Annotated in this window: 22 protein-coding genes; 9 read left to right on the forward strand and 13 right to left on the reverse strand. The window is 70.3% G+C overall.

Features of this window, described 5'->3' with window-relative positions:
• Positions 1-35 precede the first annotated feature (35 nt).
• From VEA62_RS11965 to hslV, 9 genes are all read right to left on the reverse strand, one after another.
• Positions 36-1181, reverse strand: coding sequence for an acyltransferase (locus VEA62_RS11965; protein WP_324821920.1), 1146 nt, complete (start codon positions 1179-1181; stop codon positions 36-38).
• Between the two features lie 36 nt (positions 1182-1217).
• Complete coding sequence (locus tag VEA62_RS11970) at positions 1218-1592, reverse strand: hypothetical protein (protein WP_324821922.1); 375 nt, start codon at positions 1590-1592, stop codon at positions 1218-1220.
• Between the two features lie 75 nt (positions 1593-1667).
• Entirely contained in the window at positions 1668-1883 is a 216-nt protein-coding gene (locus VEA62_RS11975) for a KTSC domain-containing protein (protein ID WP_324821924.1), read from the reverse strand.
• A gap of 42 nt (positions 1884-1925) precedes the next feature.
• Positions 1926-2309: a DUF3597 domain-containing protein gene (locus tag VEA62_RS11980; RefSeq protein WP_324821926.1), complete on the reverse strand. Its 384-nt coding sequence runs from the start codon at positions 2307-2309 to the stop codon at positions 1926-1928.
• 53 nt (positions 2310-2362) lie between these two features.
• Positions 2363-2890, reverse strand: a complete 528-nt coding sequence (gene rimM, locus VEA62_RS11985; protein ID WP_324821928.1) for a ribosome maturation factor RimM — start codon at positions 2888-2890, stop codon at positions 2363-2365.
• A gap of 165 nt (positions 2891-3055) precedes the next feature.
• A complete protein-coding gene (gene rpsP / locus VEA62_RS11990) occupies positions 3056-3640 on the reverse strand; it encodes a 30S ribosomal protein S16 (protein WP_324821930.1) in 585 nt (194 codons plus the stop codon).
• 25 nt (positions 3641-3665) lie between these two features.
• Positions 3666-5189 carry a signal recognition particle protein gene (gene ffh, locus VEA62_RS11995; protein ID WP_324821932.1) on the reverse strand — a complete coding sequence of 508 codons (1524 nt, stop codon included), beginning with the start codon at positions 5187-5189 and terminating at the stop codon, positions 3666-3668.
• A gap of 267 nt (positions 5190-5456) precedes the next feature.
• Entirely contained in the window at positions 5457-5603 is a 147-nt protein-coding gene (locus VEA62_RS12000) for a hypothetical protein (protein WP_324821934.1), read from the reverse strand.
• Positions 5604-5666: 63 nt separating this feature from the next.
• Positions 5667-6230 (reverse strand): ATP-dependent protease subunit HslV, encoded by a 564-nt coding sequence (gene hslV / locus VEA62_RS12005; protein ID WP_324821936.1) that lies wholly within the window; start codon positions 6228-6230, stop codon positions 5667-5669.
• Between the two features lie 142 nt (positions 6231-6372).
• Between hslV and VEA62_RS12010 the strand changes: the two genes are divergently transcribed.
• Positions 6373-6762 carry a BLUF domain-containing protein gene (locus VEA62_RS12010; RefSeq protein ID WP_324821938.1) on the forward strand — a complete coding sequence of 130 codons (390 nt, stop codon included), beginning with the start codon at positions 6373-6375 and terminating at the stop codon, positions 6760-6762.
• A 45-nt stretch (positions 6763-6807) separates the two neighbouring features.
• On the forward strand, positions 6808-7542 hold the full coding sequence (locus VEA62_RS12015; protein WP_324821940.1) for a HesA/MoeB/ThiF family protein: 735 nt from the start codon (positions 6808-6810) through the stop codon (positions 7540-7542).
• Here the strand turns inward: VEA62_RS12015 and VEA62_RS12020 are convergent.
• The 3 genes from VEA62_RS12020 to VEA62_RS12030 all read right to left on the reverse strand — a co-directional run bounded on the left by VEA62_RS12020 (position 7539) and on the right by VEA62_RS12030 (position 12722).
• Positions 7539-9605 (reverse strand): S9 family peptidase, encoded by a 2067-nt coding sequence (locus tag VEA62_RS12020; protein WP_324821942.1) that lies wholly within the window; start codon positions 9603-9605, stop codon positions 7539-7541. The genes VEA62_RS12015 and VEA62_RS12020 overlap by 4 nt on opposite strands.
• A gap of 41 nt (positions 9606-9646) precedes the next feature.
• A complete protein-coding gene (locus tag VEA62_RS12025; protein ID WP_324821944.1) occupies positions 9647-11674 on the reverse strand; it encodes an alpha/beta hydrolase family protein in 2028 nt (675 codons plus the stop codon).
• A gap of 61 nt (positions 11675-11735) precedes the next feature.
• Complete coding sequence (locus VEA62_RS12030; protein WP_324821946.1) at positions 11736-12722, reverse strand: D-glycerate dehydrogenase; 987 nt, start codon at positions 12720-12722, stop codon at positions 11736-11738.
• Positions 12723-12802: 80 nt separating this feature from the next.
• On the opposite strand from VEA62_RS12030, the gene VEA62_RS12035 reads away from it, so the two are divergent.
• From VEA62_RS12035 to VEA62_RS12055, 5 genes are all read left to right on the forward strand, one after another.
• Positions 12803-13333: an SH3 domain-containing protein gene (locus VEA62_RS12035; RefSeq protein ID WP_324821948.1), complete on the forward strand. Its 531-nt coding sequence runs from the start codon at positions 12803-12805 to the stop codon at positions 13331-13333.
• A gap of 108 nt (positions 13334-13441) precedes the next feature.
• Positions 13442-13972, forward strand: coding sequence for a 3-hydroxyacyl-[acyl-carrier-protein] dehydratase FabA (gene fabA / locus VEA62_RS12040; RefSeq protein ID WP_414641896.1), 531 nt, complete (start codon positions 13442-13444; stop codon positions 13970-13972).
• Positions 13973-14026: 54 nt separating this feature from the next.
• Entirely contained in the window at positions 14027-15256 is a 1230-nt protein-coding gene (gene fabB / locus VEA62_RS12045) for a beta-ketoacyl-ACP synthase I (RefSeq protein ID WP_324821952.1), read from the forward strand.
• A gap of 46 nt (positions 15257-15302) precedes the next feature.
• Entirely contained in the window at positions 15303-16595 is a 1293-nt protein-coding gene (locus VEA62_RS12050; protein WP_324821954.1) for a cation:proton antiporter, read from the forward strand.
• A 26-nt stretch (positions 16596-16621) separates the two neighbouring features.
• Positions 16622-17419, forward strand: coding sequence for an enoyl-ACP reductase (locus VEA62_RS12055; protein ID WP_324822163.1), 798 nt, complete (start codon positions 16622-16624; stop codon positions 17417-17419).
• Between the two features lie 9 nt (positions 17420-17428).
• Here VEA62_RS12055 and rph read toward each other — a convergent pair whose 3' ends face one another.
• Positions 17429-18154: a ribonuclease PH gene (gene rph, locus VEA62_RS12060; RefSeq protein WP_259553658.1), complete on the reverse strand. Its 726-nt coding sequence runs from the start codon at positions 18152-18154 to the stop codon at positions 17429-17431.
• Between the two features lie 46 nt (positions 18155-18200).
• Here rph and VEA62_RS12065 point away from each other — a divergent pair, with 46 nt between their 5' ends.
• Both VEA62_RS12065 and hrcA read left to right on the forward strand, forming a co-directional pair.
• A complete protein-coding gene (locus VEA62_RS12065) occupies positions 18201-18770 on the forward strand; it encodes a GNAT family N-acetyltransferase (protein WP_324821959.1) in 570 nt (189 codons plus the stop codon).
• Between the two features lie 26 nt (positions 18771-18796).
• Entirely contained in the window at positions 18797-19855 is a 1059-nt protein-coding gene (hrcA, locus tag VEA62_RS12070) for a heat-inducible transcriptional repressor HrcA (RefSeq protein ID WP_324822166.1), read from the forward strand.

Consider the following 19855-nt stretch of genomic DNA (forward strand, 5'->3'; position numbering starts at 1 on the left):
TGGCTTGGGTCCCGACCTGCCTCAGTGACTTAGCCTTAGACGATAGTTTCCGAGGGTTGAAGAACCCTTTCGGGCGAATCCGCCTGCGATTTCGAGACGGCTTGACCTGAGCCGTGGCGATTGGCGAATCCCCTCAAAGCCTTGCGGGCCGGGCGTTCGACCAGGTGGTAGGTCAGGGCCGCCGCGACCGGAATCAGGGCCAGAACGCCCAGCCACACAATGATGTGAAGCTTCTTGTCCTCGGCCCCGGTCAGGCGCGCGGCGACATTGACGCCCAGCAGCAGCACGGGCGCGCACACCATGTAGATCGAATAGGAGATCTCGCCCAGCCAGACGCCGGCCTTCGAGGCGAGGACGCCGGCGCGGGCGTTGTCGAGCCCGCCCAGTCCGAGGATCAGCCCGCCGGCGCACAGCACCACCAGCGGGTCCCACAGCCCCAGGGCGGCGCTGGCCAGCAGGCCCGCGCCCGAGGCGAGGGCGACCAGGCCCGCATGGGGCACGGGCGCGCGGCGGTGGATCAGATAGAGGGCGCAGCCGAGGGCGAAGCACGGCACGATCCTGAGCGCGCCCCAGCGGAAGGTCGCCTCGGTCAGGGGGAAGCCGGCCAGCCGCTGGAAGGCGGCGTAGAGGGCCAACGCCGCGCCGGCGGCGAGCACCGTGGCCAGCACCGGCCGGCCGCGCATGCGCCAGGCGACGAAGGCGTAGGCCGGGAAGCTCAGATAGGCGAACCACTCGGCCGAGATCGACCACGACGGGTGGTTGAAGGCGGCGCTGGAGGCGAGGCCCCAGGCGTGGGTCAGGCTCAGATGGGCCGGCAGGGAGCGCCAGTCGAGCAGGCTCTCGCTGACCGCCAGGCCGGCGGCGGTGGCCCCGGCGCCGAGGGCGATCATGCCCGCCAGGGTCAGGAGATGCAGCGGATAGACCCGCGCGATCCGGGCCCACAGGAAGCCGCGGTAGCTGAATCCCTCCCGCCGGCCAGCGGCCTCGAGATAGACGTGGCTGAGGATGAAGCCGGACAGGACGAAGAAGACCTCGACGCCCAGATAGCCCTTGGTCACCGCTATGGGGGTGAAGGCGACGTCCAGATGCGGCCAGGCCGCGAACAGCACCACCCACAGGGCGGCGAGGAAGCGCAGCGTGGTCAGGGCGCGCAGGTCAGGCGGGGTCTGGACGGGCGTCATGACCGACCAGACTAGAGGTTCAGGCTCTAGGAACCGTTAAGCGCCGCACTCCGCCGGCCGGGCCTCGCCCGGGCCGTACATCTCGCAGGCGCGGTCGATCTCGCCCTGGATCATGGCGCAGGGATTGGCGGCGTTGCATGGCGGATGGGTCGCCGGGCTGACGGCGATGCAGCGCTGGACCAGGCGGGCCGCGGCGGCCTCGCCGACCTCGCCGAGGCAGGATCCGGGCTCGCCGGCGGGCGCGGCGGCGACCACCGCCGGATCGACCTCTTCCTGCGGCGGGGCGTCGGCGGGCATCTCGGGCGGCGGCGCGGCGGCCGGAGCGGGGTCGGCCGCCGGCGTTTCCGACGGCTGCTGGCAGCCGGCGGCCAGGGCGGCCACGGCCATCAGGGCGAGAACGGTCCGGCGCATCGCATCACTCCGATCGGTCACGAAGCGCCACCTTAGGCACGGTTCGCCACCGGACGAAAGCCGGCCGGGCGAGGCTCAGCCGGCGCGCAGGCCTCGCTCCACCCGCCGGTACGGATAGCGGTCGCGGATGTTGGGACCGAAGAACTGGCCCTTCGAGAAGGCCTCGCGGAAGGCGGCGTTCACCTCCGGGGGCACGCCGTCGTACTCATAGACGTCGCCCGAGGTGAAGGTGACGCGCAGTCGGCGGTGCGGTTCGTCATAGCTGAAGCGGCGGATGACGCTCGAGGGCATGAGGGGGAAACGCCGGATCGCCCCGACGGCTCCCCCGGGCCCTCAGTCGCGCAGGGAGTCCGGCACCAGACCGCCATTCTCGGCCAGCTTGCGCCAGACCGCCTTAGACAGGGCGATGTTCTGTTCGGCGCTGCCATGCGGGCCGGCGTTGACCCCCAGCTCCTGCGCCAGCTCCTTGCGGGCCTCCAGGCTCGAGTCGAGGCCGAGCAGCTTGAGCAGGTCGACGATCGAGGTGCGCCAGTTGCCGGCGCCCTCGCCCTTCAGCTCGGCCATGGAGACGAGCACGGCCTCGACGTCGACCGGCGCTGCAGCGGTTGCGGCCGGCGAGGGCGCGGCGGCGGGCGTCGCCCGGGGCTCCGGCGCCGCGGATCCGGCTTTCGGACGGTTGCCCCGGATGCGGTCCCAGATCGAACTGAAGATGCTCATGCCATGCCACTTTCGTTGGTGAAGGCATGGCAACGCCCCGCCGGGGACGAGGTTCAGTCGGGCTCGCGCTCGCCGACCTCCGCCGGACGCACGGCGAGCAGCCAGCCGTCGGCGATGTGCAGCTCCGGCACGGCGTCCCTTGTGAACGGCAGATACCAGGTAGGTCCGCCGGCCGCCGGGGCGATCTCCAGCATGTCGTCGGCCCCGAAATTCTGCACCGACCGGACGGTTCCGAGCACGGTTCCGGCGGGATCGCGCGCCTCCAGCCCGACCAGATCGGTGAGGTAGAATTCATCCTCGTCCGGCTCGGGCAGGCGATCGCGCGGGACGTGCAGCTTCAGGCCGCGCAGGGCGTCGGCCTGCTCCTTGGTGGCGATCTCCTTCGCCCGGCCGACCACGCCGCTCTTCTCGGGCCGCGCCGAGGTCAGCGTCAGGCCCACCGAGCCGTCGGCCCGCAGGAGCGGCCCGTAGGACAGCAGGGCCATGGGGTCGGCGGTATAGGCGGTCACCCGCACCTCGCCCTTGACCCCGAAGCCGCCGGCGACCTGGCCGACGAGGATGAGTTTGCCGTTGGCGGTCATTTCACCTTCTCCCCTCGGGGGAGAAGGTGGCTCGCGGAGCGAGACGGATGAGGGGGCTGGTCGATCCTGCTCACCCTCATCCATCCCGCTCCACGGCCAGAATCCCCCTCATCCGACCGGCTCCGCCGGTCAACTTCTCCCCCGGAGGGGAGAAGGGTTGTCGGATCAGGCCTCGGTCTTTTCTTCTTCGGTCGCTTCGGCGGCCGGGGCTTCTTCGGTCACGGCTTCAGCGGCCGGAGCCTCTTCGGCGGCGGCCTCGGCCGGGGCTTCCTCGGCGGCGGCTTCCGGCTCGGGCGCCGGAGCGTTCTTGGCGGCCTCGGCGGCGGCCTTGGCCTCTTCCTTGGCGCGGGCGGCGGCCTCGGCGGCCTCGGCCTTGGCGGCGGCTTCGGCCTCGGCCCGGTCGGCTTCACGCTGGGCGCGCTCGGCGGCCCGCTCCTGGGCCTTCTTGCCCGGCTGGGCCTTGTTCGGGTTGTTGCCCTGGGTCCACTTGACCTTGTCGGCCAGCGTCTCGTCCTGCGACAGGAAGCGGGCCACGCGGTCAGTCGGCTGGGCGCCCTTGCCGAGCCATTCGGCGATGCGGTCGGCCTTCAGGGTGACGCGCTTCTGCTCGCCGTCGCGCGGCAGCATCGGGTTGTAGGAGCCGACGCGCTCGATGAATTTGCCGTCGCGCGGCGAGTGGGAGTCGGCGACGACGATGTAGTAGTACGGGCGCTTCTTGGCGCCGCCGCGGGCCAGACGAATCTTCAGCATTTTCAGTCTCTTTCTTTAAGCGATATCATTTCTTGGGAGGAAAGCCCGGCAGGCCCGGAAGGCCTCCCGGCAGTTGTCCGCCGCCCAGGCCGGCGATGCGGTCCTGGATGGCTTTCATTTCATCGGCCGTGGGCTCCGGCATCTTGCCGCCGCCCAGCGCCTTGAGGCGGGCCATGTCGCCGGCCCCGCCGCCGCCCATGCCGGGCATGCCCATCATGGCGGCCATCTGTTTCAGGCCCTTGCCGCCGCCCTTGGACATCGACTTGACCATGTCGGCCATCTGCCGGTGCTGCTTGAGCAGGCGGTTGATCTCCTGGACCTCGACTCCGGCGCCGGCGGCGATGCGCTTCTTGCGGCTGGCGTTGAGCAGGTCGGGCTTCTTGCGCTCGGCCTTGGTCATCGAACTGATGATGGCTTCCTGACGCGCGATCATCCGGTCGTCGACGTTGGCGCTGGCCATCTGGGCCTTCATCTTCGCCACGCCGGGCAGCATGCCCATAATGCCCTGCAGACCGCCCATCCGCTTCATCTGCTGCAGCTGGTTGGCGAGGTCGTTCAGGTCGAACTGGCCCTTGGCCAGCTTGCGGGCCATGGCCTCGGCCTTGGAGGCGTCCAGTTCCTGCGACGCCTTCTCGACGAGGGCGACGATGTCCCCCTGACCGAGAATGCGGCCGGCGACGCGGCGGGCGTCGAACACCTCCAGGGCATCGACCTTTTCGCCGGCGCCCAGATATTTGATCGGCAGGCCGGTGACGGCCCGCATCGACAGCATGGCGCCGCCGCGGCCGTCGCCGTCGGCGCGGGTCAGGACCAGGCCGGTCAGCGGCAGGCGCTCGTGGAAGGCCCGGGCGGTTCGCACCGCATCCTGGCCGGTCAGGCTGTCGGCGACCAGCAGGGTCTCGACGGGTTTGGCGATCGAGGCGACCTCGGCCACCTCGGCCATCAGGCCCTCGTCGAGGGTGATGCGGCCGGCGGTGTCGAGGATCAGGACGTCGAAGCCCTGCAGTTTCGCGGACTGGAGGGCGCGCCTGGTGATCTGGACCGGGCTCTCGCCGGCGACGATCGGCAGGGTCGTCACCTCGATCTGCTTGCCGAGGGTGGCCAGCTGTTCCATCGCCGCCGGGCGGCGGGTGTCCAGCGAGGCCATCATGACCTTCTTGCGGTCGAACTTCGTCAGCCGCAGCGCCAGCTTGGCCGAGGTCGTGGTCTTGCCCGAGCCCTGCAGGCCGGCCATCAGGATGACGGCGGGCGGCGTGGCGTTCAGATTGACCGGGACCGGCTCCTCGCCGCCCAGCATCTCGACCAGGCCGTCGTAGACGATCTTGATCACCTGGTCGGCCGGCTTGACCGAGCGGATGACCTCCTCGCCGGTGGCGCGCTCGGTGGCGAAGGCGATGAAGTCCTTGACGACGGGCAGGGCGACGTCGGCCTCGAGCAGGGCCACGCGCACCTCGCGCATCGCCTCGGCCACGTCCTTTTCGGACAGGGCGCCGCGCCCGGTGATCCGGTCGAAGACGCCTGTCAGCCGCTCGTTCAGAGCCTCGAACATTCACTACCTCATGCCTGCTTTCGCTTCAGGTCACGACGACCTGAATCCCGAAAACGGGCCACTCGACACCGGCGGGTGAAACGGCTCCATACGACAACGGCCCCTGGCGACGATCACGTCGGCAGGGGGTTCTCGCCCACCTCGTCCCGACGGATCGGGGGTCGTGTGGGTGGAGACGCAGGGTTCACTTGCGCCGGAAGCGGCGGCTTATGGCGGAAAAGCCGGGCGAAGACAAGGCAGGCGCCAGGGCGGGCCGGGGCCCGCCCACTACATGCCCTTCGACGGGTCGTCCGACGGCGTGTCCGGATCGGCCTGGCGGGTGGCCTTGCCGCCACGCATCTTCGCCCAGACCAGGGCGAGGCCGAGGAGGACGGGCCCGCCCACGATGACGAGGCCCCAGGGGAAAGCTTCCATGTCGACGTCTCCTTTCCGCGGAGCAACCGCCGACGGCCCGATTTGCTCCGCCGGAACGGCGCCTCAGCCCTCCAGCGTCTCCACCGTCAGGTTGCCGTTGGTGTAGACGCAGATGTCCGCGGCAATGGCCATGGCCCGGCGGGCGATGGTCTCGGCGTCCATGTCGGAATGATCCAGCAGGGCCCGGGCGGCGGCGAGCGCGAAATTGCCGCCCGATCCGACCGCCGCGACGCCATGCTCCGGCTCCAGCACGTCGCCGACGCCGGTGACGGTGAAGATCGAATGCCGGTCCGCGACCAGCAGCATGGCCTCGAGGCGGCGGAGATAGCGGTCGGTGCGCCAGTCCTTGGCCAGATCGACGCAGGCGCGGGCCAGCTGGTCCGGGTACTGCTCAAGCTTGGCCTCGAGCCGCTCGATCAGGGTGAAGGCGTCGGCGGTGGCCCCGGCGAAGCCCGCCAGCACCTTGCCGCCGGCCAGGGTGCGGACCTTGCGGGCCGCGCCCTTGACGATGGTCGGGCCCATCGAGACCTGGCCGTCGCCGGCGATCACGGTGCGGCCGTCCTTGCGCACCGCGAGGATCGTGGTGCCGTGCCAGCCGGGCGATGTGGAGTCGTTCGGGTTCGTCATCCGGCTCAGATGGCGACGAAAATGCGGCGCGGCAAGCCGGTTGCCGTGTGATTCCAACAGCCAGGCCGAGCCATATTTCGACCAATGTAAGCCGTTACCTTGACAATCTATACCCTACAAAATGCCATCTGAGGGAAGCGTCGTGCTTCATCGCGTGATCTACGCCAGCGAAGCCGTCGGCGCCACGGGCGTCTCGACGCTGTCCATCGCCCAGATTCTGGGCGTCTCCGAGCGCAACAACCGGCGCGATCACCTGACCAGCTGCCTGATGTTTCACCAGGGCCATATCCTCCAGGCCATCGAGGGCGCCCGCGCCGACGTGGACCGGCTGATCCGGCGCCTGCTGGACGATCCCCGCCATTCGGGCCTGCGCGTCCTGATCGACACCCCGGTCCTCGCCCGCCGCATCGACGAGCCGATGGGCCTGTGCGGCGATCCGTCCGCCCTGCTGGACCGCGTCGGCCTGTCCTGCCTGTCCCGGGTCACCGCGCGCGAGGCCGAGACCCTGCTGGACATCCGCAAGGCCGCGTGACGCCCGGGGCGTGACCTTCCGCTCATGGCGCCCTAACTGGGGCGGGTGAGCTTTTCCGACGACGAGATCGAACGTTACGCGCGCCATCTGGTGCTCGCCGAACTTGGCGGGCCGGGCCAGCAACGGCTGAAGGCCGCGCGCGTGGCCATCGTCGGACTGGGCGGGGTCGGCGCGCCGGCGGCCCTCTACCTGGCGGCCGCGGGCGTCGGCGCCCTGCGGCTGATCGACCCCGACGAGGTCGGCCTGTCCAACCTGCAGCGCCAGATCGCCTTTGCGGACGACGACCTCGGCGAGCTGAAGGTCGAGGCGGGGGCCCGGCGGCTGGGCGGGCTCAACCCCCATGTGGAGATCGAGGCGGCGCCGGAGCGGCTGACGGCGGCCAACGCCGGCTGGCTGCTTGAGGACTGCGACCTCGTCCTCGACGGGACGGACGATTACGAGACCCGGTTCGCGACCAACGCCGCCTGCGTGGCCGCCGGCGCGCCGCTGGTGTCGGGCGCCCTGGGCCGCTGGAGCGGGCAGGTCGGGGTGTTCGCCGGCCGGCCCTGCTATCGCTGCCTGGTGCCCGGGACGCCGCCGGACGCCGAGACCTGCGCCCGCGTCGGCGTGGTCGGGGCGCTGGCGGGCGTGGTCGGCTCCATGGCCGCCCTGGAGGCGATCAAGCTGATCACCGGCGCCGGCGAGCCCCTGACGGGCCGGCTGCTGATCTACGATGGTCTGGCCGGGACCGCCCGTACGGTGGGCGTCGTCGCCGACCCGGACTGCCCGGTCTGCGGCTAGTCAGCCGGTGACGCCTCCGCCGCCGGAGCCCCGGCCCCGGCCTGGGCGGCGGGAGCGGGCGGAGCCGCCGGAAGGTGCCGGGCGAGGAAGGCCTCCAGCTCCGTCAGGGCCGTGGTGTCGTTGCGGGTCGACCAGTCCGAGTGGCCGGCGGCCTCCAGCACGACCAGTTTCACGTCCTTCCCGGCCCGCCTGAGGGCGCGCTCCATGTCGCGCGACTGGCTGACCGGCACCACGTCATCGTCCTCGCCGTGGATGAGCAGCACGGGCGGGGTCCAGTCGGCGGCGCGCCGCAGCGGCGACACCGCCTCCAGCCGTTCGCGGTCCTCGCGCGGGTCGCCGATGGACTTCAGCCAATAGTCGTAGCGGTCGGAATCGGCGCCGGCCTCCGACCGTTCCCAGCGCATCATCGAAACGAGGTCGCTTGGCCCGGCGACGGAGACCACGCAGCGGTATAGGTCGGCCTGGGTGGCGCCGGCCTGCAGCGCCGCATAGCCGCCGTAGCTGGCGCCGACGACGCAGACCTGGCCGCGGTCGGCCAGCCCCAATGCGATCAGGTGCTCGACCCCGGCCGTCACGTCGTCCTGCATGCGTCCGCCCCACTCGCGGTACCCGGCCTCGGCGAAGGCCTTGCCCATGCCGGAGGAGCCGCGGAAATTGGGCTGGAACACCTGGTAGCCCCGCGTCGCCAGGAACTGGGCCCACTGGTCATAGGTCAGATAGTCGCGGATCTCAGGTCCGCCGTGCGGCATGACCACCAGCGGCAGGACCGCGTCCGCCGCGGCTCCCGGCGGCCGGGTCAGATAGCCGAACAGGGCCTGGCCGTCGGGGGCCGTATAGTCGACCCGCTGCATCACGCCCAGCTCGTGCTCGGGCAGGCGCGGATAGATGGAGCCGACGAACTCCATGTGGCGCCCGGCGACGTTGAAGATGTAGTATTCGCCGGGATTGTTGGGCGCCGAGGCCCGGACCAGCCAGCGCGAGCCGTCGCGGGCCTGCGACACCACCTGGACGCTCCAGCTGTCGCCGAAGAAGCGGCGGATGCCGGTCATCACCGCGTCCTCGCGCCGGTCGGTGAAGTCGCAGCGGTAGATGTCGGCCCAGTAGCACCCGGCCAGCAGCTCCGACGTGTCGGCGTCCAGCACGATGCCCGACACGTCGTACCGGGGATGGCGCCAGATGGTCGGCCCCATGGTGCGGGTGGCGAAGTCGAAGACGTGCACCCCGGCCGTGCTCTCGCCGCCCACGGCCTCGGGCCGGATCGACACATAGATCTTGCCGGGCTCGCTGGTGGCCCCGAGGAAGTCGTAGTCGGGCAGGTTGCGGATCTCGTCCCGGCGCAGGCGATAGACCTCGCTCCAGCCGCCGTCTGCGTTCAGCGCCTCCATCAGCATGATCCGGCCGGTCGAGCCGCGATAGGCGATCCGGCCGACCACGGCGCCGTCGCGGTCGGTGAGATAGTCCAGCACCCGCGGATGGCCGTCGAGGATCTTCGCCGCCTCGCCCGACAGGACGTTGACGCGCGCCACGTTCAGGCCGCCCGACCCGTCGCGATAGCTCATCAGGATGTGATCGGGATCATCGCGCAGGGTGTCGAGCACCTCGCCGGGCAGCGCCTCCCGCGTCCCCGGCGCCTGCAGCGGGACCATGCCCGAGCCGTCCCGCGCGACCGACAGGACGGACTGGCCGAAGGTCCAGCCGCGGATCCGGCCCGTCTCCCGGCCGCCCGAGCGCCTCAGCTCGAAACGGGTCATCCCGATCAGCAGCCGGTCGTCCGTCTTCCAGCGGATCCACTCGACATAGACCCCGCCGAAGCTCTCACGGGCCGACCCCGCCCCCATGACCGAGACCGTGCCCTCCTGCAGGTCGCGGATGTGGACCGCACTCTGCTCGCCGGTGCGTACCGTCCAGACCAGGTAGCGGCCCGTCGGCGAGAGACTGGCGGAGCCGAGCGCGGGCCCGTCGAGGAAGTCCGGGATCGTGAGCGGATCCGCCCGCGCCGGTGCGGCCGCTGCCAGCAGCCAGAAGACCGCGCATGCGGCGGCCAGTTTCCGGAAGACAGTCATCGAAGCGCCCCTACCCCGCTCAAGCTTTCCGCCGGCCCGGATCAGGCGAAGGCGGTCCGGATCAGGTCGACATAGCGGGTCATCAGCGCCATCTCCTGGGCGTCGTCCCAGTCGGCGTGGCCGGCGTCGTCGATCTCGATCAGCTCCACCGTCTTGCCGGCGCCGCGCAATGCGTCGCGCATCCGCCGGGACTGGATCAACGGCACGACCGGGTCGTCCACGCCGTGGACCAGCAGCACCGGGCAGGCCACCTCGGCGGCGCGGCGCCGCGGCGAGGCCGATTCCAGGGCCGGACCCATGGTCCGGGGATCGCCGATGCGCTTCGTCCAGAACTCGTAGATCGGCTGGCCCGGCGTGTCGTCCTGGCGGTCCTCCCAGGCCAGCATGTCCGGCAGGTCGCCGACGCCGCAGATCGAGATGGCCGCCTTGTACAGGTCCGGCCGCCGGACCGCGCCCATCAGGGCCGCATAGCCGCCGTAGCTGGTCCCCATGATGGCGACCCGTCCGGCGTCCAGTCCGCGCAGGGCGATGACGTGGGCGACGGCGTCCTCCACATCCTCCTGCATGCGGTCGCCCCAGCGGGTCCAGCCCTGCTGCGCGAAGCTCTGGCCATAGCCGCCCGAACCCCGGAAATTGGGCCGCAGAACCCACCAGCCCTGCGCGGCGAGAACCTGGACCTGACGGTCCCAGCTCGGCGTGTCCCGAACCTCGGGCCCGCCGTGTGGCAGCACCACCAGCGGTCCCGGCGTCCCGCCCGGAGGCGCGGTCAGATAGGCCTCGATGGCGGCGCCGTCACGGGTCGGCGCCTGCAGCACCTCGCTGGAGCCCAGCCGCGCCGGGTCCAGATTCCGCGCCTGGCCGAGGTTCACGATCGCCCGCGCGTCCTTGTCGTAGAAGAACCAGGCGCCCGGCTCCTCCGGACCGTTGACGTAGGCGATGAAGCGGTTCCGGGCCATGTCGACGTCGGTGAGGTGCACGTCGCACCTGTTGTCGAAGAAGCGGTTCAGGGCGCGGTGGTGGACGGCCAGGGCGGGATCGACGAACTCGTACTCCAGCCGCTCGCGGTAGTAGGCGGCGCCCAGATAGTTGCCCGCCGAGTCCGGCAGGCCGTAGTCGACGTCACGGCCAGGGCGGGCGTTCAGCGGCGGGCCCAGCGCTGTCGTGGTCAGGTCCATCTCGCGAACGCTCAGGACGTCCTCATTGTCGAGACGGGCGATGACCAGCACCTTGCCGGGCGTGTCGCCGGCCCCGACCCAGTGAAAGTCCGGCGCCTCGCGCACCCGGGTGCGGCGCGCCATCTTCCATTCGGTTTCGCCCGGCGCCCGGACCATGATGGTCTCCAGGGTGCCGCGGCTGTTCATGTCGTGGCGCAGGACAGGCACGCCGCCGACGGTCCGCCAGTGATAGGTGCCCGAGCCGCCACGCTCGATCCGGGTCGGCGAACCCGTATTCACATTGACCCGGTGCAGCGCCATCACCCCGTCGGCTTCCCACGCCGCCATCAGGACATGGTCGCGATCGTTGGGCAGCAGGTCGACGATGCGGCCCATGTCGTAGGTGTTGCGCATGCGGGTGCGCTGGTCGCCGAACAGCACGACGACGTCGCCGGTCGTCGCATTCACCGAAACGACGCGGCGCATATAGTATTCGAAGCCCTCCGCCTTGCGGTTGGAGCCTGCGATCGACCGGGCCTCCGTCTCGCCTTTCAGGATCACGCTCGCCAGAACGCGGTCGTCGCTCGCCCAGTCGATGGAACTGACCTGGACCGGGCCCAACTCGATGCGGCGACGCTGACCCTCCGGATCGGCGGCCTCGATGAAGTCGATGGCGCTGCGCGGGGCCTCGTCCGTGCCGAGGTTCTCGGCCATCGCGATCCGGTTGCCCGAGGGCGACAGGCCCGCGCCGCTGCTCATCGTCGGCTTGAAGAATTCGCTCAGGGGATAGGCTGCGTCCCGGGCGCGGGCCACGCCGGGCGGCAAGACCGCCATCCCGGCCAACGCTCCCGCGCCGCCCAGCAGGCCGCGCCGCGACAGGACGGCTCCCGCCGCCCGTGAAAGTCCTGATTGCATCGGTACGCCCCCTACTGACCGCTCAATCAACCGTCCGTTGAGTGCACCGTCAAGCTTCCATTCAAAGCATCGCGGGAATAACCCGGTCCGGCGGCCGATGGCCGTTCCGGAAGGTCAGGATGTTGGCGATGACCCGCTCGCCCATGTCTTGCCGAGCCTCGAGGGTGGCCGAACCGAGGTGGGGCAGCAGCACCACATTGGCATGGCCGGGAAGGCCGGGATGGACGGCCGGTTCGTGCTCGTAGACGTCCAGCCCCACCCCCGCGATGGCGCGGCGCGCCACGGCCTCGGCCAGAGCCGCCTCGTCGATCAGCTCGCCGCGGGCGGTGTTGACCAGAAGCGCGTGCGGCTGGAGCTTCGCCAGGCGCGCGGCGGACAGCAGATGATGGGTCTCGCGGGTGGCCGGGCAGTTCAGCGAGATGATGTCCATCCGCGCCAGCATCTGGTCCAGATCGTCCCAGTAGGTCGCCCCCAGCTCTTCCGCGATCATGTCCGGGACCGGCCTGCGGTTGTGGTAGTGGACCTGCATGCCGAAGGCCCTGGCCCGGCGTGCGACGGCCTGTCCGATGCGGCCCATGCCGACGATGCCCAGCCGCTTGCCCCACAACTTGCGCCCGGTCATCCACGTCGGGGTCCAGCCCTCGAAGCGGCCCTCGGCCATGACCTGGGCGCCCTCGACGATGCGCCGGCTGACGGCGAGAATCAGGGCCATGGTCAGGTCGGCGGTGTCCTCGGTCAGCACGCCGGGGGTATTGGTGACGATCAGGCCCCTGGCTGCCGCCGCCTCGACGTCGATGTGATCCACCCCGGCGCCGAAATTGGCGATCATCTTCAGCCGCTCGCCGGCGGCGGCGATCAGTCCGGCGTCGATGGCGTCGGTGATGGTCGGGACCAGCACGTCGGCCCGCCGCACCGCCGCCTCCAGCGCGGCCCGGTCCATCGGCGTGTCCGTCAGGTTCAGCTCGGCGTCGAACAGCTCGCGCATACGCGTCTCGACCGCGTCGGGCAGGCGTCTGGTTAATACGACCTTAAGCCTGGACGCCGACATTCGGAGCCTTCGATTTCACGGACCGTCTCGTGTCTAGCAAAGCCCGTCGCCACTTCAAAAGGCTGGCCCGCGTCCAAAGGGTGGCTGCAACGGCCGCCGCCGTCTGCGCGGCCGTGCTGGCCGGGGCCGCCCAGACCATGCCCGACGGCCGCCCGACGCCCAGCGGCCAGCCCGTGCCGCGCTGGCTGTCGCTGAAGTCGTCCGAGGTACACGCCCGCTACGGACCCGGCCTCGACCACCGCATCCTGTGGGAATACCGGGTCTCGGGCCTGCCGGTGCAGGTGATCGCCGAGACCACGGAATGGCGCAAGATCTGCGACCCTGAGGGGGCCGTGGCCTGGGTCCACCGCAGCGTGGTGTCCAGCCGCCGCAGCGTCTTCAACGCCTCGGACCGTGAAATCCCCATCCATTCCGGCCGCTCGGAGACCTCCCCCGTGCGCGCCCGGCTGTCGCCACGCTCGCTGGTCTCCATGGACGAGTGCGAGGACGGCTGGTGCCGCGTCCGCGCCGGACGGCTGCGCGGCTGGGTGCGCCAGTCGGCCGTGTTCGGAACCCAGGAGCGGCCGCTGTGCAACGCGGCCCGACCAGCCGGAACGGGGCGGCGCGACTAGCCGCCGTCCACGGCGGTGGTTGAGCCCGCTGCCGCGCTCGTGTAACCCGGCGGCCACACCGGCCTGGAACGGCGTCCGCGCCGCCGGCCCTCTGAGATGCGAGCGTCCGTGACCCAATCGAAATTCCCGTCGTCGTTCGACTACGAGGCGCTGCTGGCCTCGGGCCGCGGCGAACTGTTCGGCGAGGGCAACGCCAAACTGCCCGCCCCGCCGATGCTGATGTTCGACCGCATCACCACGATCAACGGCGACGGCGGGGCCCACGGCAAGGGCTATGTCGAGGCGGAGCTGGATATCCATCCCGACCTCTGGTTCTTCCAGTGCCACTTCATCGGCGACCCGGTCATGCCCGGCTGCCTGGGCCTGGACGCCATGTGGCAGCTGGTCGGCTTCTACCTCGGCTGGATCGGCGGCCCCGGCCGTGGCCGCGCCCTGGGCGTCGGCGAGGTGAAATTCACCGGCCAGGTGACCCCGGACATCAAGAAGGTCGTCTACAAGATCGACCTCAAGCGCGTCATCAACCGCCGCCTGGTCATGGGCATCGCCGACGGGGTTCTCGAAGCCGACGGCGTTCCCATCTATACGGCCACCGACATGCGGGTCGGGTTGTTCGGGGCGACTGAACCCGTCGGCGGCTAAACCCATTCAAAGACCGCGGGCAACGCGGCGATCTGAGTTCAAGAAGGAAGCACCATGCGGCGTGTCGTCGTCACCGGACTGGGTATCGTCTCATCCATCGGCACGGGCCAGGATGAGGTAACCGCCTCCCTGCGCGAGGCGAAATCCGGCGTCCGGCCCGCCGCCGACCACGCCGCCCACGGCTTCCGCTCGCAGGTCTGGGCCCCGCCCGCCCTGGGCGTGACGGCCGAGGACTGGGCTCCCTACGTCGACCGCCGCGCCGCCCGCTTCCTCGCCAACGGCACGGCCTGGGGCCATATCGCCTTCGAGGAGGCGCTGAAGGACTCCGGCCTGACCCCGGACGAGATCAAGTCGGACCGCATCGGCGTCATCGTCGGCGAGGGCGGACCCTCGACCCAGGTCATCCTGCAGGCGGCGCAGACCACCGTCGAAAAGGGCTCGCCCAAGCGCATCGGGCCGTTCGCCGTGCCCAAGGCCATGGCGTCGGGCCCCTCGGCCGTGCTGGCCACCTGGTTCGAGCTCAAGGGAGTCAACTATTCGATCAGCTCGGCCTGCGCCACCAGCGCCCACTGCATCGGCGCGGCCGCCGAACAGATCGCCTGGGGCAAGCAGGACGTGGTCTTCGCCGGCGGCGTCGAGGACATCGACTGGTCGATGTCGAACATGTTCGACGCCATGGGCGCCATGTCGTCCAACTTCAACGACAATCCCTCGAAGGCCAGCCGCGCCTACGACAAGGACCGCGACGGCTTCGTCATCGCCGGCGGCGCCGGCATCGTCGTGCTCGAGGAATACGAACGGGCGAAGGCCCGCGGCGCGACCATCTACGCCGAGGTCACCGGCTACGGCGCCAATTCCGACGGCTACGACATGGTCGCCCCCTCGGGCGAGGGCGCCGAGCGCTGCATGCGCATCGCCCTCGAGATGGCCGGCAATCCGCGCATCGACTATCTGAACCCGCACGGCACCTCGACGCCCGTCGGGGACAGCAAGGAGATGGGCGCGGTGCGCAACGTCTTCGGCGACGACCTGCCGATGATCTCCTCGACCAAGTCCCTGACCGGCCATTCGCTCGGCGCCGCCGGAGCACAGGAGGCGATCTACTGCCTTCTGATGATGAAGCACGGGTTCGCGGCCGAGAGCGCCCACATCGAAAATCTCGACCCCGAGTTCGAGGGCATGCCGATCCTGCGCCAGCGCCACGACGGCGAGCTGACGCACGTCATGTCCAACAGCTTCGGCTTCGGCGGGACCAACGGCACGCTGATCCTGTCGAAGGTCTGAGGGCAACCGGGACGACGCGGACGCGCTATAGTCGGCTTCCAGACATTTGGAGCCGTTTCTGACCTTCGACCCCTACATCCTGTTCCTGCTCGGCCTCGGCGCCGTGGTGCTGCTGGTCTCGTGGGCGCCGGTGGGTCTGAAGCGCGTGCCCCTGACCCTGGCCATACTGTGCGTCGCCATCGGGGTGGCCGTCTTCTCGACCGGTCTGCTGGCCTTCGATCCCGATCCACGCACCTGGGACACGGCGACCGAGCGGCTGACCGAACTGGTCGTCATCATCAGCCTGATGGGGGCGGGGCTGAAACTGGACCGCCCGCCGGGCTGGCGCAGCTGGGCCACAACCTGGCGGCTGCTGGCCGTCGCCATGCCCCTGACGATAGCGGCGACCGCCTGGCTGGGCTGGGCCGGGCTCGGCTTCAGCCTGGCCATGGCGCTGCTGTTCGGCGCCTCCATGGCCCCGACCGATCCCGTGCTGGCCGCCGACGTCCAGGTCGGCCCGCCAAGATCCGGCGACGAGGACGAGGTGCGCTTTGGCCTGACCTCCGAGGCGGGCCTGAACGACGCCCTCGCCTTCCCCTTCGTCCACCTCGCCATTCTCGCCGCCGCCGGCGGCCTCGCCACCCAGTCGGGCCTCACCGACTGGTTCACCGTCAAGCTCGGCTGGAAACTTCTGGCCGGGCTCGGGGCGGGCTGGCTGATCGGCAAGGTGCTCGGCTATCTGCTGTTCCGCAGCCGCCGGGGCCTGTCGCGGCTGGGCGACGGGCTGATCGCCCTGGCCGCCACCCTGATCGCCTACGCCGTCACGGAGCTGGTCCACGGCTACGGCTTCCTCGCCGTCTTCGTCTGCGCCGTGACCATCCGCGCCTCGGAACGGGATCACGATTTCCATCAGGAGATGCACGACTTCTCGGACCAGATCGAACGGCTGCTCATGATGCTGCTGCTGGTGCTGTTCGGCGGGGCCCTGGCCAACGGTCTGCTGGCCAGCCTGACCTGGACCGACGCCCTGGTCGGCCTGGCGGTGGTTTTCGTCATCCGGCCCCTCGCCGGCCTGGTCGCCATGGCCGGATCGGACCAGCCGTGGCGCGAGCGGCTGCTGCTGGCCTTCCTCGGCATCCGCGGGGTCGGCTCGGTCTATTATCTGGCCTACGGCATCAACCACGGCGACTTCGGCGACAGCGAGCGGCTGTGGGCCGTGGTCGGCTTCATCATCCTGGTGTCGATCGTCGTCCACGGGGTCACGGCGACGCCCCTGCTGGCCCGGCTCGCCCGGCGACGCGAAAGCTTCCCCGCCGCCCCGGCCCCTGCTAACCCTCCCGGCTCGAAAAACGGAGACTGACCATGGCGAGCGAGAGCGGCTGGAACATGCCCACGGGCGACCTGATGAAGGGCAAAAAGGGCCTGATCATGGGGGTCGCCAACAGCAACTCCATCGCCTGGGGCATCGCCTCCCAGCTGGCGGCCCAAGGCGCCGAACTGGCCTTCACCTATCTCGGCGAGGGGCTGGAGCGCCGCGTGCGCCCGCTGGCCGAGAGCGTCGGCGCCAGGCTGCTGATCCAGGCCGACGTCACCGACGACGCCTCGATGGACGCCGCCTTCGCCGAACTGGAACGCGAGTTCGGCACGATCGATTTCGTGGTCCACTCGGTCGCCTTCGCCAACAAGGACGAGCTCAAGGGCTCGTTCGTCGACAACACCAGCCGCGACAGCTTCCTGCTGGCCATGAACATCTCGGCCTTCAGCTTCGTCGACGTGGCCAAACGCGCCTCGAAGCTGATGCCGAACGGCGGCTCGCTGGTGACCATGACCTATCTCGGCTCCGAGCGGGCCATCCCCAACTACAACACCATGGGCGTGGCCAAGGCGGCGCTGGAGGCGGCGACCCGCTACATCGCCCGCGACCTGGGCCCGAAGGGCATCCGCGCCAACGCCATCTCCGCCGGCGCCATGCGCACCCTGTCGCTGGCCGGCATCTCGGGCGGCCGCGGCATGATCGCTCAGGGCCGGGCCATGTCGGCGATGAAGGAAGACACCTCGATGGAGGGCGTCGCCGGCTGCGCCCTGTGGCTGTGCTCCGACCTCGGCCTGTCGACCACCGGCGAGGTCATCCACGTCGACGCCGGCTTCCACATGATGGGCCTGCCGGACGGCGAGGAGGGCTGAGGCCCTCAGTCACCGCCCCAGCGCTGCTCGCTGCATCGCGAACAGTTCGGCGCAGCCGCCTTCGGCCAGCTGGAACAGGCGGTCGAACTCGGCGCGGGTAAAACCGCGCTTCTCGCCCGTGGCCTGGATTTCGACGATGGTCCCCGAGCCGGTCAGGACGAAGTTGGAATCGGCCTCGGCGGTGGAGTCCTCCTCATAGTCGAGGTCCAGCACCGGCTGGTCGCTGCACACGCCGCACGACACCGCCGCCACCTGGTCGAGGATCGGATCGGCCTTCAGCACCCCCTCGGCGCGCAGGTAGTCGAAGGCCGAAGCCATCGCCACCCAGGCCCCGGTGATCGCCGCCGTGCGGGTGCCGCCGTCGGCCTGGACCACGTCGCAGTCCAGCACCACCTGCCGCTCGCCCAGCGCCTTGAGGTCGACCACGGCCCGCAGCGAGCGGCCGATCAGCCGCTGGATCTCCTGCGTCCGCCCGGTCTGTTTCCCCGAGGCGGCCTCGCGCCGGCCGCGGGTGTGGGTGGCGCGGGGCAGCATGCCGTATTCCGCCGTCACCCAGCCCTGCCCCTTGCCGCGCATCCAGCCGGGCACATTCTCCTCGACCGAAGCGGTGACCAGCACCTTCGTATGCCCGAAGGTGACCAGGCAGGATCCCTCGGCGTAGCGGTTGACCCCGGTCTCCAGCGTCACGGCGCGGAGCTGTTCGGGGGCGCGGTCGGAGGGGCGGGCGGTGGTCATGGCGGAAATCCTTGGAAGCGGTCGCGGCGCTGCTTATCCTGAAACCGTGAGCCTGTATTCCCCCCTGCCCGCGCCTTCCGCCGTCCGGCTGCGCCCGGCGACTCTGGAGGACGCCGATCTGCTGGCGAGCTGGGACCGCGAGCCGCACGTCATCGCCTGCTCGACGGACGACCCCGACGCCGAGATCGCCTTCGGCGGCATAGAATGGCGCGAGGAACTGGCCGACCAGTCCGACGTCAGCTTCTACCGCATCGCCGAAATCCCCGTGGACGGAGCCTTCCGGCCCATCGGCGTCATGCAGGTCATCGATCCCCATCTGGAGCCGACGCACTATTGGGGCGATATCGACCCGAACCTGCGGGCCATGGACATCTGGATCGGTTCGCCGGATGCGCTGAACAAGGGCTACGGAACACGGATGATGACGCTGGCGATCGACGCCGCCTTCGCCGACCCGAAGGTGACGGCCATGGTCATCGACCCCCTGGCCTCCAACAGCGACGCCCACCGCTTCTACCAGCGGCTCGGCTTCGAGCCCGTCGGCCGCCGGATGTTCGACCAGGACGACTGCCTGGTGCACCGGCTGGAGCGCGCGACATGGGAGGCGCGCCCATGAAGCCGCCCCTGCTCACCTCCACCTCCATGCAGCCCGGCGGCCTCGTGGCCCTTGACGAGCGAGCCCGGGACATCTTCCGCCGCATCGTCGAGACCTATCTGCAGACCGGCGAGCCGGTGGGGTCCCGGACCTTGTCCCTGACGGGCGTGGCGCTGTCGCCGGCCTCGATCCGAAACACCATGCAGGACCTGACCTTGGCCGGCCTGCTGGGCGCGCCCCACACCTCGGCGGGGCGGATCCCGACCCATGCGGGCCTGCGCCTGTTCGTCGACGGCCTGCTGGAGATCGGCGACGTCGGGGCCGAGGAACGGCGCGAGATCGACGCCCGCCTGGCCGGCAGCGGGCGCAGCTTCGACGAGGCGCTGAACGAGGCCTCGTCCCTGCTCTCGGGCCTGGCCGGCGGGGCCAGCATCGTCGCCAGTCCGGTGCGCGACGCCGGCGTCAAGCATGTGGAGTTCGTGGCCCTGGGCCACGACCAGGCGCTGGCGGTGCTGGTCGGCGACGACGGCACGGTCGAGAACCGGCTTATGCCGCTCAAGGCCGGGGTTACGCCCTCGACGCTGCAGGAGGCGTCGAACTTCCTCAACGCCCGGCTCAGGGGCCGGCCGCTGCACGAGGCGCGCACCGAGATGCGCACCGAACTGGATGTCGCCCGCCGCGAGCTGAACGAAACCGCCGCCCGCCTCGTCGAGGACGGCCTCGCCGCCTGGTCAGGCGGGGCCGAGCGCGAGCGGGCCCTGATCGTGCGCGGCCGCGCCAACCTGCTGCAGGACCGCGAGACGGTCGAGGATCTGGAGCGGGTGCGCGTGCTCTTCGACGATCTGGAGCAGAAGGAGCAGCTGATCGGCCTGCTGGACGGCGTCTCGACGGCCCAGGGGGTGCGCATCTTCATCGGCGCGGAAACGCGGTTGTTTTCGCTTTCGGGTTCCGCCGTGATCGCGGCGCCCTATATGACGGGCCGGCAGCGGGTGCTGGGCGCCATCGGCGTCATCGGCCCCGCGCGACTGAACTACGCCCGTGTCATACCGTTGGTGGACTATACCGCCCGGGTGCTGGGCCGGATTCTGGACGGACAAGAGACTTGA

The organism is Brevundimonas sp., assembly GCF_035627475.1.
Lineage (GTDB): Bacteria > Pseudomonadota > Alphaproteobacteria > Caulobacterales > Caulobacteraceae > Brevundimonas.

Coding starts and splice junctions, on each gene's coding strand:
- VEA62_RS11965 (WP_324821920.1), bottom strand. CDS start 1,181: ATGACGCCCGTCCAGACCCCGCCTGACCTGCGCGCCCTGACCACGCTG.
- VEA62_RS11970 (WP_324821922.1), bottom strand. CDS start 1,592: ATGCGCCGGACCGTTCTCGCCCTGATGGCCGTGGCCGCCCTGGCCGCC.
- VEA62_RS11975 (WP_324821924.1), bottom strand. CDS start 1,883: ATGCCCTCGAGCGTCATCCGCCGCTTCAGCTATGACGAACCGCACCGC.
- VEA62_RS11980 (WP_324821926.1), bottom strand. CDS start 2,309: ATGAGCATCTTCAGTTCGATCTGGGACCGCATCCGGGGCAACCGTCCG.
- rimM (WP_324821928.1), bottom strand. CDS start 2,890: ATGACCGCCAACGGCAAACTCATCCTCGTCGGCCAGGTCGCCGGCGGC.
- rpsP (WP_324821930.1), bottom strand. CDS start 3,640: ATGCTGAAGATTCGTCTGGCCCGCGGCGGCGCCAAGAAGCGCCCGTAC.
- ffh (WP_324821932.1), bottom strand. CDS start 5,189: ATGTTCGAGGCTCTGAACGAGCGGCTGACAGGCGTCTTCGACCGGATC.
- VEA62_RS12000 (WP_324821934.1), bottom strand. CDS start 5,603: ATGGAAGCTTTCCCCTGGGGCCTCGTCATCGTGGGCGGGCCCGTCCTC.
- hslV (WP_324821936.1), bottom strand. CDS start 6,230: ATGACGAACCCGAACGACTCCACATCGCCCGGCTGGCACGGCACCACG.
- VEA62_RS12020 (WP_324821942.1), bottom strand. CDS start 9,605: ATGACTGTCTTCCGGAAACTGGCCGCCGCATGCGCGGTCTTCTGGCTG.
- VEA62_RS12025 (WP_324821944.1), bottom strand. CDS start 11,674: ATGCAATCAGGACTTTCACGGGCGGCGGGAGCCGTCCTGTCGCGGCGC.
- VEA62_RS12030 (WP_324821946.1), bottom strand. CDS start 12,722: ATGTCGGCGTCCAGGCTTAAGGTCGTATTAACCAGACGCCTGCCCGAC.
- fabB (WP_324821952.1), top strand. CDS start 14,027: ATGCGGCGTGTCGTCGTCACCGGACTGGGTATCGTCTCATCCATCGGC.
- VEA62_RS12055 (WP_324822163.1), top strand. CDS start 16,622: ATGCCCACGGGCGACCTGATGAAGGGCAAAAAGGGCCTGATCATGGGG.
- rph (WP_259553658.1), bottom strand. CDS start 18,154: ATGACCACCGCCCGCCCCTCCGACCGCGCCCCCGAACAGCTCCGCGCC.
- hrcA (WP_324822166.1), top strand. CDS start 18,797: ATGCAGCCCGGCGGCCTCGTGGCCCTTGACGAGCGAGCCCGGGACATC.